Annotated in this window: 13 protein-coding genes and 1 riboswitch; of the genes, 5 read left to right on the top strand and 8 right to left on the bottom strand. The window is 69.6% G+C overall.

Annotated features, from left to right (window positions below; genetic code table 11):
* Complete coding sequence (locus AC5Y6X_RS23405; RefSeq protein WP_499989681.1) at positions 1-1,470, top strand: M28 family peptidase; 1,470 nt, start codon at positions 1-3, stop codon at positions 1,468-1,470.
* A gap of 128 nt (positions 1,471-1,598) precedes the next feature.
* Positions 1,599-3,095 (top strand): neutral zinc metallopeptidase, encoded by a 1,497-nt coding sequence (locus AC5Y6X_RS23400; protein WP_499989521.1) that lies wholly within the window; start codon positions 1,599-1,601, stop codon positions 3,093-3,095.
* 31 nt (positions 3,096-3,126) lie between these two features.
* Here the strand turns inward: AC5Y6X_RS23400 and AC5Y6X_RS23395 are convergent, their stop codons facing one another.
* From AC5Y6X_RS23395 to AC5Y6X_RS23375, 5 genes are all read right to left on the bottom strand, one after another.
* Positions 3,127-3,999, bottom strand: coding sequence for an LLM class F420-dependent oxidoreductase (locus tag AC5Y6X_RS23395; RefSeq protein ID WP_499989520.1), 873 nt, complete (start codon positions 3,997-3,999; stop codon positions 3,127-3,129).
* Between the two features lie 74 nt (positions 4,000-4,073).
* The gene (locus AC5Y6X_RS23390; protein WP_324681720.1) at positions 4,074-4,385 is read right to left on the bottom strand and encodes a hypothetical protein; all 312 of its coding nucleotides are present in this window, start codon (positions 4,383-4,385) and stop codon (positions 4,074-4,076) included.
* A 51-nt stretch (positions 4,386-4,436) separates the two neighbouring features.
* Positions 4,437-4,661, bottom strand: coding sequence for a hypothetical protein (locus tag AC5Y6X_RS23385; RefSeq protein ID WP_324681722.1), 225 nt, complete (start codon positions 4,659-4,661; stop codon positions 4,437-4,439).
* A gap of 95 nt (positions 4,662-4,756) precedes the next feature.
* Positions 4,757-4,978, bottom strand: coding sequence for a hypothetical protein (locus tag AC5Y6X_RS23380; RefSeq protein ID WP_420715987.1), 222 nt, complete (start codon positions 4,976-4,978; stop codon positions 4,757-4,759).
* Entirely contained in the window at positions 4,978-6,180 is a 1,203-nt protein-coding gene (locus AC5Y6X_RS23375; protein ID WP_499989680.1) for a TetR/AcrR family transcriptional regulator, read from the bottom strand. Before AC5Y6X_RS23375 ends, AC5Y6X_RS23380 begins: the two co-directional genes overlap by 1 nt.
* Positions 6,181-6,312: 132 nt before the next feature.
* Here AC5Y6X_RS23375 and AC5Y6X_RS23370 point away from each other — a divergent pair, with 132 nt between their 5' ends.
* Both AC5Y6X_RS23370 and AC5Y6X_RS23365 read left to right on the top strand, forming a co-directional pair.
* Positions 6,313-7,203: an oxygenase MpaB family protein gene (locus tag AC5Y6X_RS23370; RefSeq protein WP_499989519.1), complete on the top strand. Its 891-nt coding sequence runs from the start codon at positions 6,313-6,315 to the stop codon at positions 7,201-7,203.
* Positions 7,204-7,217: 14 nt separating this feature from the next.
* Complete coding sequence (locus AC5Y6X_RS23365; protein WP_324681729.1) at positions 7,218-7,472, top strand: hypothetical protein; 255 nt, start codon at positions 7,218-7,220, stop codon at positions 7,470-7,472.
* A gap of 92 nt (positions 7,473-7,564) precedes the next feature.
* Here AC5Y6X_RS23365 and AC5Y6X_RS23360 read toward each other — a convergent pair whose 3' ends face one another.
* From AC5Y6X_RS23360 to thiC, 3 genes are all read right to left on the bottom strand, one after another.
* Positions 7,565-8,182, bottom strand: coding sequence for an alpha/beta hydrolase family protein (locus AC5Y6X_RS23360; RefSeq protein WP_499989518.1), 618 nt, complete (start codon positions 8,180-8,182; stop codon positions 7,565-7,567).
* A complete protein-coding gene (gene thiD, locus AC5Y6X_RS23355) occupies positions 8,179-9,006 on the bottom strand; it encodes a bifunctional hydroxymethylpyrimidine kinase/phosphomethylpyrimidine kinase (protein ID WP_499989517.1) in 828 nt (275 codons plus the stop codon). Before thiD ends, AC5Y6X_RS23360 begins: the two co-directional genes overlap by 4 nt.
* Complete coding sequence (gene thiC, locus AC5Y6X_RS23350; protein WP_499989516.1) at positions 9,003-10,649, bottom strand: phosphomethylpyrimidine synthase ThiC; 1,647 nt, start codon at positions 10,647-10,649, stop codon at positions 9,003-9,005. Before thiC ends, thiD begins: the two co-directional genes overlap by 4 nt.
* Positions 10,643-10,753, bottom strand: a riboswitch (TPP riboswitch). It overlaps the preceding gene by 7 nt.
* 129 nt (positions 10,754-10,882) lie before the next feature.
* Here thiC and AC5Y6X_RS23345 point away from each other — a divergent pair.
* Positions 10,883-11,569, top strand: a complete 687-nt coding sequence (locus tag AC5Y6X_RS23345) for a PAS and ANTAR domain-containing protein (RefSeq protein ID WP_499989515.1) — start codon at positions 10,883-10,885, stop codon at positions 11,567-11,569.

Genomic DNA, 11,569 nt, shown 5'->3' with positions numbered 1-11,569 from the left:
ATGCTGCGCCGGGTGGGGGCGGTGTTGGCGCTGACCGGGCTGCTGGCGGGCTGCTCGTCGTCGCGCCCGGCGCCGCGCGCCGCGGCGCCGGACCTGGGCCGTGGCCTGGCCGCGAAGGTGACCGTCGACGCGATGTTCGGCCACCTGCGCGCGCTGCAGGACATCGCCAACGCCAACAAGGGCAACCGCGCGGAGGGCACACCCGGATACGACGCCAGCGTGGAGTATGTGGCGAAGACGTTGCGCGGCAAGGGTTTCGACGTGTCGACGCCGCAGTTCGACCGGCTGTACGCCGTGTCGCCGGGCAAGCCGGCGCTGACGCTGGACGGTCGCAGCTATCCGGTCGACCAGGCCTCGCTGCTGGTCCGCACGCCGCCCGGCGGCCTGACCGGGCCGCCGGTCCGGCCCACGGTGCCGTCCGGGTGCGCGGCCGGCGACTACCCGGCCGCGATGCCCAAAGATGCCATCGCCGTCGTCGACGACTCCCGCTGCTCGGTGGTCGACAAGCAGAACAGCGCGGTGGCCAGGGGCGCCGCGGCGCTCGTGGTGCTCAGCACGCCCGGCGGCCAGGGCGCGCCGCCCACGCTGTTCAACCGCGGTTACTTCAAGCAGCTGACGGTGCCGGTCGCCGTCGCGGGCGGGTACGCCGCCGGGGCCCTGGCGCGCGCCAGCGCGCCGATCCGCCTGGTGCTGGACGCCGAGAACGTCGACATCACGTCGCGAAACGTGCTGGCGCAGACCAAAACCGGCTCGCCGAACGACGTGATCGTGGTCGGCGCGCACCTCGACGGCCCGCGCGGCGGCCCGGGCATCAACGACAACGGCTCCGGGGTGGCCGCGGTGCTGGAAACGGCGCTGCAGCTGGGCCCGTTGGCCCCGGTGAACAACGCGGTGCGGTTCGCGTTCTGGGGCGCCGACGAGGACGGCCTCAACGGCGTCATGGACTACCTGTTCGGCCTGGACAACGGTCAGCTCAACGACATCGCCCTGTATCTGAACGCCAACCTGATCGGCTCCCGCAACGCCGGCTTCTTCACCGACGACGGCGACCAGTCCGGTCCGCCCGGGCAGGGCATCGCGTTCGGCGACGTGCCCGAGGGGTCGGCCGGCATCGAGCGCACGCTGTCGGCCTACCTGAACCTGTCCGGGAAGCGGCCCGCCGACATGCCGTTGGGCACCCGGACCGACTACCACCCCTTCATGTTGGCGGGCGTGCCGATCGGCGGTTTGACCGCCGGTGCCTCGCAGCCGAAAACGACTGTGCAGGCGCGCCTGTGGGGCGGGCAGGCCGGCGTCGGCTTCGATCCGAACTTCCAGGGCCCCCGGGACACCCTCGACAACATCGACCGGGAAGCGTTGGCGGTCATGGGTTCTGGGCTGGCGTTCGCGGTCGGCAGCTACGCCGAGTCGATCGGGGGCGTCAACGGCGTCCCGTCCCACGACAAGCGGCACCGCACCCGGCTGCCGTAGCACCCGTCGGCCGATCGGCGGTCCGGGGGTTTGCTGGCGTGCCGATTTGTGGCACGCTCGTTGATCGACGGATCTAGAATGAGATCCCTTTGATGCTGCCGTGCAGGCCGGTCGGGATGAGGTTGGTCATGGATAACCACGCGCGGAATCGACGTCGACCGGCCGGTGCCCGCCCGCGCGCCGCGGTGGCGGCGCTGCGGGCGGCAATCGCCTGCGCAGCGGCGACACTCGTGGTCGCGGGCTGCAGCACTTTCGTCGAGGGGCGGGCCCTGTCGATGCTCAACGACCCATTCCGGGTCGGGGGCCTGCCGGCCACCAACGGTCCCAGCGGCATTCGCCCGAACGCGCCGAGTCCGAACGGGACGGTGCTCAACACCAACAACGGAACGATCGACAAGCTGTCGTTGCTGTCGGTGAACGACATCGAGGAGTACTGGAAGTCGGTGTACGGCGATTCGCTGAAGGGAACGTTCATCCCGGTCGACAAGCTGATCTCGTATGACTCCAACAACCCCAGCAGCCCGATCGTCTGCCACAACGACACCTACAAGCTCGTCAACGCGTTTTTCACGTCGCGCTGCAACCTGATCGCCTGGGATCGCGGGGTGTTCATGCCCATCGCGCAGCGCTATTTCGGCGACATGTCCGTCAACGGCGTGCTGGCGCACGAGTTCGGGCATGCCCTGCAGCAGATGGCGAAACTGGTGACGCGCAAGGACCCCACCATCGTTCGCGAGCAGCAGGCCGACTGCTTCGCCGGTGTCTACCTGTTCTGGGTGGCCGACGGCAAGTCGCCGCGCTTCACGCTGAGCACCGCCGACGGGCTCGACCACGTGCTGGCGGGCATCATCACCACCCGCGACCCGGTGATGGACGCCGACGCCGAGAACGACGACGAACACGGATCGGCGCTGGATCGCATCGGTGCCTTCCAGATGGGCTTCATCAGCGGGGCATCGGCGTGCGCGGGGATCAACAAGCAGGAAATCGAGCAGCGCCGCGGCGATCTGCCCAACGCCCTGCGGGTCGACACCAACGGGGACCCGGAGACCGGCGAGGTCACGATCGACCAAGACACCCTGTCGACGCTGACCGAACTCCTGGGAAAGATCTTCTCCCCGAAGAATCCGCCGGCGGTGTCCTACAGCCCGGCCGGTTGCCCGGATGCGAAACCCAGCCCGCCGGCGTCCTACTGCCCGGCCACCAACACCATCTCGATCGACCTGCCCGCGCTGGCGTCGATGGGCAAGGTCTCCGCCGAAAGCGAACACACGTTGCCGCAGGGCGACGACACCGCCCTGTCGGTGGTGATGTCCCGCTACGCGCTGGCGGTGCAGCACGAGCGCGGGCTGCCGATGCAAAGCCCGTGGACCGCTTTGCGGACCGCATGCCTGACCGGTGTCGTGCACCGCAAGATGGCCGAGCCCATCGAGTTGCCTTCCAAGAAGGAGCTTTTGCTGACCGCCGGCGATCTCGACGAGGCCGTTGCCGGCTTGCTCACCAACCACCTTGTCGCCAGCGACGCCGACGGCACCAGTGTCCCGGCCGGTTTCACGCGGATAGCGGCGTTTCGCGGCGGCGTGACCGGCAACATGGACGCGTGCTACTCGCGCTATCCCGGCTGAACGGTTCCGCGACAGGCTAAGACAGCGCGGGCTAGATTTCGGCGAGGCGCGGTATCAGCTCGTCGGCATAGCGGCGGATGAAGCCGACGGGGTCCGGGTTGCCGGGCAGGGGACCGATGTTGATCATCTCGATGCCCAGCGCCCCGAAGCGTTCCACGGTCTTCAGGTAGTCGTCCGTGTCCTCGAACGGGTCGAGCGGCAGCAGGCCGCCCGCCGTCTTGCGGATTTCGCCGGGGTCGCGGCCGAGCGCGGCGCAGTGGCGGTTCAGCACGTCGATCTTGTGCTCGAGCTCGTCGGCGTCGGTCGCCATGCTGTTCCAGACGTCGGCGTACCGCGCGACCAGGCGCAGCGTCTTGCGCTCGCCGTCACCGCCGATCAGCACCGGCGGACGCCGAATCGGTTGCGGCGCACAGATGGTCTCGGCCAGCCGATAGTGCTTGCCGTTGTACGGCCCGTCGTCGTCGCTCCACATCTGCCGGCAGATCTGCAGCGTCTCTTCCAGCATCTCGAAGCGGGTGCTCAGCGGCGGATATGGAATGCCGAGCGCGGTGTGCTCGCGGTCGTACCACGCCGCGCCCAGCCCCAGCATCGATCGGCCCTGCGACAGCACGTCGAGCGTGGTGACGGCCTTGGCCAGCACCCCCGGATAGCGGTAGGTGACGCCGGTGACCAGCAACGCCAGCTCGATCGTCGTCGTCCGCCCGGCGAGGAAACCCAGGGACGTGTAGCCCTCGAGGAACGGATTGTCCGCGGGCCCAAGGGCTTCCATCTGGAAGAAGTGGTCGGCCAGGGTGAACAGCGTCGCGCCGCCCTGCTCGGCGGCCCTGGCCGCGTCGGCCAGCGTCGGGCCCAGGTTCGCCGGGTCGCCCGGCAGGAAATCGATGAAGTGCACTCCGACTTGCATTGCGTATTCGTCCCTTCGAGCGCGGTGGCGGTCCGCCGCGGGGTACCCGTTCTGCGCTCGCCGATGCCGTGGGCTCAGGCGGACGAGGTTTCCTTCTCGGGCTGCGCGGCCCGCACCCAGGCCAGCAGGAACGCCGCGATCAGCAGCGACCCGACGGCGACCGTCGGGATCGCCCAGGCGCGACGGATGATCAGCGCGGTGTCGCACCTGGTGGCGAGGTGGGCCTGCGCGGCCTGGTTGAGGTCGGCGCTGAAGCCGTTGCCGCAGGCGACCTGGACGCCGTAGAGGTCGAATTGGTCCAGGTAGACCGGATACGCCAGGGCCAGGAGCCCGATCAGCGCAAGCGCCAGGCCCGCGATTCCGATGATCGTGTGACGACGAGTCAAGATTCCCCCAATTTCCTTTCTCGGCCGACGGCCGATTATGTGAATGTTAGTTCAGGTCATGCAGACGTTCGAGAACAGCAGCACCGGCCACGACACGATCGACCCCAGGAACGACACCGCCAAATCGACCCCGTGCATCTGGTGCAGATGCTCGGTGTGCGTCGTCGACCAGATGGTGCCTATCAGCAGGTATGGCGTGCCCAGGATCAACCCGATGGCGATCAGCTGCCCGATGGTGACCTGGAAGCCGAGCACCCGGCGAACTTTGTCCAACATGTGCGGTCCCTCCGGCGACCCCCGCTCGGCAACACCCCCTCGAGCGCGCCGGGCGCCCATTATGTTAATTGACATTCTGTTCTGTTGGAAGGCGTTCAGGTCATGCAGACGTTGGCGAACAGCAGCACCGGCCAGGACACGATCGAGCCGAGGAACGACACGACGAGGTCGGCGCCCTGCATGCCGCGAAGGTGGTCGGTGTGGGTCGACGACCAGATCAGCCCGACGACGAAGTACGGGGCGCCCAGCAGCACCCCGAGCCCCATCCACTCGGCGACGGTCATCTGGTAGCTCAGCAGCCGCCGCAGCTTGGTCATCAACGGCCGCGCTCCTTTCCGGCCGGGCGTCCCAGCAGGATGGTCTCCGCCAGGCGGCGCGCGGTCGACCGGGCGTGTGCGGTGTTGTTGTCGTGCCGGACGACCCGGCCCAGGTCGACGATGACCGCGTAGGCGGCGTGGACGGCGTACCGCGCCCGCCCGACGCTCAGGCCCGGGCGCGCCGCCGCGGCCAGCCGGGCCCACGCGTCGACGCTGGACTGCTGGATCGCGTCCAGCATCAGCAGCTCCTCCGCGGGCAGGTTGTGCCGCTCCGTGTAGTAGATGTAGGCGACCTCGGGACGCGCGAAGGATCGGGCGACGTAGGCGTCCAGTAGCGCCGAGAGCGCCCGCCCGGGGTCGGCGGTGCGCGCGACGACCTTGGCCACGTCGCCCGAAAGCCGGTCCGCCGCACGGCGATACAGCGCGGTCAGGATGTCGACCTTGCCGGGGAAGTAACGGTAAAGCCCCGACGGCTGCATGCCCACGGCCGCCGCGATGTCGTCCATGCTGGTGTCGCGGAACCCGCGCTCGTAGAACAGGTGCAGCGACTCGTGCAGGACGAACTCGTAGGTGCCCGCGGACGCGGTGACGGCGGGTCGCGGCGTGGCCGGCGCGCGGGCCCGGCCGGCCGGCAGGTCGGCGGCGAGGACGTCGGCGGCCATCCGGGACACGGCGTCGCGGATCTCGCCGACCGCGAGCGGCGCCGTGTGGTCGGTGATGCTGCCGATCACGGCGAGCGCCGCCGCCGACAGCGTCGACAGCTGGGGCGGCTTCAGCGTCGGCCGCAGGACCGCCAGCGGCCGTTGCAGGCGCCGGTTGGTGAGCCTGAGCTGGTCCTTGAGGGCGGTCCGGTCGGCGCCCTGCAGATAGCGCCCCTCCCATCGGTACAGGCCGCCGGCGGTCCGGTTGGCGATCGCGGTGTCGACGAGCGCGGTGACCAGGGCTTGTAGCAGCTCCGCCGGGTCGCCGTCGGCGGCGTCGTCGGCGAACGCGGTGGCCTCGACGAGCTGTCGGCCCAGGGCGAGCACCGCATCGCGGAACAGGTCATACTTGCTCGGCGAATGGCGGTACAGCGCGGCCGGCGAGATGCCCACCCGCGCGGCGATGTCCTCCATGCTCACCGCGTGATAGCCCTGGGCGCTGAACGCGTCGGCCGAGGCCCGGGCGATCTGCGCCTTGCGGTCCTTGGGCCGCCGTCGCACCTCGGGTGAACTTTCAATCACTTCCGCTGCCCCTTTACGCGCAATCGCAGGAAAGCTTTCGCTCGGATGACTAGGAACGGACATTAACTTATCGTTGCGCGCCAGTCGAGGATGTGAGACGCTTCGTCAACGATGGCCTCACCACCCGTGCCGGCCGACGTGCCGCTGACGACCACGCGGATCAGCATCGGCCGGCGCACCGCCCGCTGGAGCGACGGGCCGGTCGCGGTGAGCGACGCGATGGATTTCTGGTCCTTTGCGGCCGGCGCCGCCAACGTGATCATGCAGCTGTCGCGGCCGGAGGTCGGCTACGGCGTCGTGGAGTCCAAGGTCGATTCGGGCAACCTTTTCAAGCACCCGTGGAAACGCGCCCGCACCACGTTCCAGTACCTGGCCGTCGCGGTGTTCGGCGACGACGAGGACCGCGCGGCCTACCGGGAGGCGGTCGACGCCGTGCACCGGCAGGTCCGCTCGACGCCGGCAAGCCCGGTGTCCTACAACGCCTTTGACCGCGACCTGCAGATGTGGGTGGCGGCCTGCCTGTTCGTCGGGCTCGAGGACACCTACCAGCTGCTGCGCGGCGAGATGACCCCCGAGCAGGCCGAGCAGTTCTACCGCTCGGCCTGGCCATTGGGGACCACCTTGCAGGTCGGCGCGGAGCAGTGGCCGGCCACGCGCGCCGCCTTCGACGACTACTGGAACGCCGCCTGCCGGCGCGTGGCGGTCGACGACGTGGTGCGCGGCTACCTGCGGGACCTGGTCGACCTGAAGATGGTCAATCCGCTGCTGCGGCTGCCGTTTCGGCCGCTGCTGAGGTTCCTGACCGCGGGGTTCCTGGCGCCGGTCTTCCGCGACGCGCTGGGTATGTCGTGGAGCGAGCGCAAGCAGCGGCGCTTCGAGCGCCTGTTCCTGCTCGTCGCGCTGGTGAACCGCTTCATCCCGCCCTTCCTGCGCCAAGGGGGCAGCCACCTGCTGCTGGCCGACGTGCGGCGACGGGTCAGGCGGGGGAAACATCTGCTGTAAGAGGCGGTGCTGCAATGGAATTGCTTCGACGGGTGCTGCAGCGTCCGGTCACGGTGGCGGCCTTCCTCGAGTTCGCGATGTGGCTGGGGGTCGCCTACGTCGTCGTCGGCGTCGCGTGGGCGTTCGTGCACGCCGACCGGGTCAGCGAACTCGAAGCCGCGTGGGCCAAGGCGGTGCCCGTGGGCGCGAACATCGCCGCCTTCGGTGAGGCGACCGCGCTGTGGCCCGCCATACTGCTGCTGCCCACGACCTGTTCGGTGGGGGGCTGAGGCACGCGTCGAGCGTGGGGGATTTGCACAAAAAGCGACCGCTTGTCATCCATGTCCCACACGCTCGGCGAACCGAAGGGCTGAGGGACGCGTCAGCGCAGCAGGCGCAGCGCCGCATCCACCGCGAGCGCGGCGACGTCGACGCCCTTGGCGCGCAGGTCGTGTCGGGCCCCGGAGATCTCGACGACCTCGGTGGGCCCGTTGACCATCGCCGCGGCGGCGCGCACCTCGGCCGGCGTGCCGAAGGGGTCCGACGTGCCGTGGGTGAACACCGTCGGCACCGTGATGCCGGGCAGGTGCTCGGTGCGGGACCGCTCGGGCTTGCCCGGCGGGTGCACCGGATAGGAGAACAGCGTCAGCGCGTCGACCCGGGCCTCGTTCGCGGCGACGACCATCGAGGTCTGCCGGCCGCCGTAGGAATGTCCGCCGGCGATCAGCGGGCCGTCGGCCAGGCCGCGGCACACGTCGATCGCCTCGACGATGCCGGCGCGGTCGGTGGCCGCCGAGCCGGACGGCGGGCCCTTGGGCCGCCGTCGGCGATACGGCAGGTTGTAGCGCACCGCGAGCCAGCCGCGCCGCGCCCACTCGTCGCAAACCTGTTGCAGCAACAGCGATTCCCGGTCGCCGCCCGCGCCGTGGGTCAGCACCACGACACCGGCCGCGGCGCCCTCGGGCTGGTGCGCGATGCCCGCGATCCGGTCGAGGTTCACAACAGCCTGAACAAAGGGGAGACGGGGCCGTGGCCGCCGCCCAGCGGATAGGCGACGCGCAGGCTCTCGGTGACCCAGCGCTTCCCGAACCCGACCGCGTCGGGCACGCCATAACCGTGCGCCAGCGCGCAGGCGATCGCCGACGCGAGCGTGTCGCCGCCGCCGTGGTCGTTGCCGCCGGGCAGCCGCTCCGAATCGAATTCGTAGCGGGAGGCGCCGTCGTAGAGCAGATCGCAGCTGCGATCGGAGGACCGCAGGTGCCCGCCCTTGACCAGCACCCAGCGCGGGCCCAGCGCGTGCAATGCCTTGGCGGCCGCGCGCTGCGACTCCGCGTCGACCACGTCGATGCCGACCAGCAGGCGCACCTCGTCGAGGTTCGGCGTCACCAGCGTGGCCAACGGAAACAGTTGGGCGCGAAGGGTATCCAGCGCCGACGGCGCCATCAGCGCGTCGCCGTGCATGGACGCGCAGACCGGGTCGACGACGAGCGGGACGGTAAGCCCGAGCCGGCGCCAGGTGGCGGCCACCGCGTCGACGATGGCCGACGACGCCAGCATCCCGGTCTTGGCGGCCTGGATGCCGATGTCGGTGACCACGGCCTCGATCTGGCCGGCGACGACGTCGCCGGGCACCTCGTGAAAGCTCTTGACCCCCAAGGTGTTCTGCACGGTGACGGCGGTGACCGCGACGCACGCGTGCACGCCCAGCAGCGCCATGGTGCGCATGTCCGCCTGGATGCCCGCACCGCCGCCGGAGTCCGACCCGGCGATGGTCAGCACCCGCAGCGGCGTGCTGCCGGGCGGCGCAAGCGGCAGGAAGTTCACTGCGTGATCGGCAGATACACCCGATTGCCGTGCTCGGCGAATTCGGCCGACTTCTCCGCCATGCCCTGCTGCAGCGCCGCCTCGATGGCCTCCTCGCTGTCGAGCCCGTGCGCGGCCGCGTAGTCGCGGACGTCCTGGGTGATGCGCATCGAGCAGAATTTGGGCCCGCACATCGAGCAGAAGTGCGCGGTCTTGGCCGGCTCGGCGGGCAGCGTCTCGTCGTGGAATTCCCTTGCGGTGTCCGGGTCCAGGGACAGCGCGAACTGGTCGTTCCAGCGGAACTCGAAACGCGCCGTGCTCAAAGCGTCGTCGCGTTCCTGCGCCCGCGGATGCCCCTTGGCCAAGTCCGCCGAGTGCGCGGCGATCTTGTAGGCGATCACCCCGTCCTTGACGTCCTTGCGGTCCGGCAGCCCCAGGTGCTCCTTGGGCGTCACGTAGCACAGCATCGCGGTGCCGGCCTGCGCGATGATCGCCGCGCCGATCGCCGAGGTGATGTGGTCGTAGGCCGGGGCGATGTCGGTGGCCAGCGGGCCCAGCGTGTAGAACGGGGCCTCCTCGCACAGCTCCTCTTCCAGCCGCACGTTCTCGACGATCTTGTGCATCGGGATGTGCCCGGGCCCCTCGATCATCACCTGTGCGCCATGGGCTTTCGCGATCGTGGTCAGCTCGCCCAGGGTGCGCAGCTCGGCGAACTGGGCGGCGTCGTTGGCGTCGGCGATCGAGCCCGGGCGCAGCCCGTCGCCGAGCGAGAACGTGACGTCGTAGCGCGCGAATATGTCGGCCAGCTCGTCAAAGTGCGTGTACAGGAACGACTCCCGGTGATGCGCCAGGCACCAGGCCGCCATGATCGACCCGCCGCGTGACACGATGCCGGTGACCCGCTTGGCGGTCAGCGGCACATACCGCAGCAGCACGCCGGCGTGCACGGTCATGTAGTCCACGCCCTGCTCGCACTGCTCGATCACGGTGTCGCGGTAGATCTCCCAGGTCAACTCGGTGGGATCGCCCTTGACCTTCTCCAGCGCCTGATAGATCGGCACCGTGCCGACCGGGACCGGCGAATTGCGCAGGATCCACTCGCGGGTCTCGTGGATGTTCTTGCCGGTGGACAGGTCCATGATGGTGTCCGCGCCCCAGCGGGTGGCCCACACCATCTTGTCGACCTCCTCGGCGATCGAGGACGTCACCGCCGAGTTGCCGATGTTGGCGTTGACCTTGACCGCGAACGCCTTGCCGATGATCATCGGCTCGCTCTCGGGGTGGTTGTGGTTGGCCGGGATCACCGCCCGGCCGCGGGCGACCTCGTCGCGCACCAGCTCGGCGGGCATCCCCTCCCGCAGGGCGATGTACGCCATCTCGGCGGTGATCTCGCCGGCGCGGGCCCGCTGCAGCTGGGTGCCGCGGTCGCGGACCACCCCGGGCCGCGCCGGCAGACCCGACGCCAGGTCGATCGCCGCGTCCGGGTCGGTGTACGGCCCGGACGTGTCGTAGAGGTCGAAGTGGTCCCCGGTGGACAGGTGCACCCGGCGGAACGGGACGCGCGCGCCGGGCACCCCCTCCAGCTCGCGGTAGGCCTTGCTGCTGCCCGCGATGGGGCCGGTGGTGACGGACGGTGCAGTGGTCTCCGACAAGGTGTCGGTCATTGTTGTCATCTCCCTACGCCGGCATTACCCGGTCAGGTTCGTACGGTCGACGGCCCCAAGCCGTCCTCTCAGCGCACTCGGCGTGCGCTCCCGCGCCCTAATCCAGTTGGTTTGATCGTCCGCACGCGACGTTACTCCCAGCCGGGGCCCGCCGCGCCAGCCCGGTCGGGCCGCTGCCTGGGAACTCCCCGTGAACCTTCGCCGCCCGATCCGCGCGGTGCCATGATGGAACCGTGACGCAGTCCGCTCAAAACACCAGCTCAGCCGACGGTGCGCCCCCCTCCTTCCTGAGCGTCGGCAGCTTCCGCTTCTGGTTCGCCGACGAACGCTGGGAATGGTCCGACGAGGTCGCGCGGATGCACGGTTACGAACCAGGGTCCGTGACGCCGACGACGGAACTGCTGCTGTCGCACAAGCATCCGGACGATCGCGAACACGTCCGGGATCTGCTCGAGTACGCGCTGCACTCCGGGGAGTCCTTCTCCAGCCGGCACCGGTTCATCGATACCGCCGGCGGCGAGCACGACGCGATCGTCGTGGCCGACCGCATCGTGGACGAATCGGGCGCGGTGCTGGGCACCGCGGGCTACTACATCGACCTCACCGCGACGATCGACGAGACCCGGTTCGAGACCCGGCAGGAGGTCCTCGACGAGGCGCTGCCGGACCTGTTCGAGAACCGCGCGGCCATCGAGCAGGCCAAGGGAATCCTGATGGCCGTCTATCGCGTCAGCGCCGAGCAGGCGTTCCGCGTGCTGCAATGGCGGTCGCAGGAGACCAACGTCAAGGTGCGCGCGCTGGCCAGGCAGCTCGTCAACGAGGTCCTCAGTCTGCCGTCGCCCTCGGCCAGCGTGCAGAGCCGGTTCGACCACGTGTTGCTGACCGTGCACGAGCGCGTCCCCGCCGAACCCGGCGACTGA

This window comes from Mycobacterium sp. NGS26 (assembly GCF_059813025.1).
The sequence above is the reverse complement of the archived record's forward strand: the minus strand, read 5'-3'. Positions and strand labels throughout refer to the sequence as shown.

Coding starts and splice junctions, on each gene's coding strand:
- AC5Y6X_RS23405 (WP_499989681.1), top strand. CDS start 1: ATGCTGCGCCGGGTGGGGGCGGTGTTGGCGCTGACCGGGCTGCTGGCG.
- AC5Y6X_RS23400 (WP_499989521.1), top strand. CDS start 1,599: ATGGATAACCACGCGCGGAATCGACGTCGACCGGCCGGTGCCCGCCCG.
- AC5Y6X_RS23395 (WP_499989520.1), bottom strand. CDS start 3,999: ATGCAAGTCGGAGTGCACTTCATCGATTTCCTGCCGGGCGACCCGGCG.
- AC5Y6X_RS23385 (WP_324681722.1), bottom strand. CDS start 4,661: ATGTTGGACAAAGTTCGCCGGGTGCTCGGCTTCCAGGTCACCATCGGG.
- AC5Y6X_RS23380 (WP_420715987.1), bottom strand. CDS start 4,978: ATGACCAAGCTGCGGCGGCTGCTGAGCTACCAGATGACCGTCGCCGAG.
- AC5Y6X_RS23370 (WP_499989519.1), top strand. CDS start 6,313: ATGGCCTCACCACCCGTGCCGGCCGACGTGCCGCTGACGACCACGCGG.
- AC5Y6X_RS23365 (WP_324681729.1), top strand. CDS start 7,218: ATGGAATTGCTTCGACGGGTGCTGCAGCGTCCGGTCACGGTGGCGGCC.
- thiC (WP_499989516.1), bottom strand. CDS start 10,649: ATGACCGACACCTTGTCGGAGACCACTGCACCGTCCGTCACCACCGGC.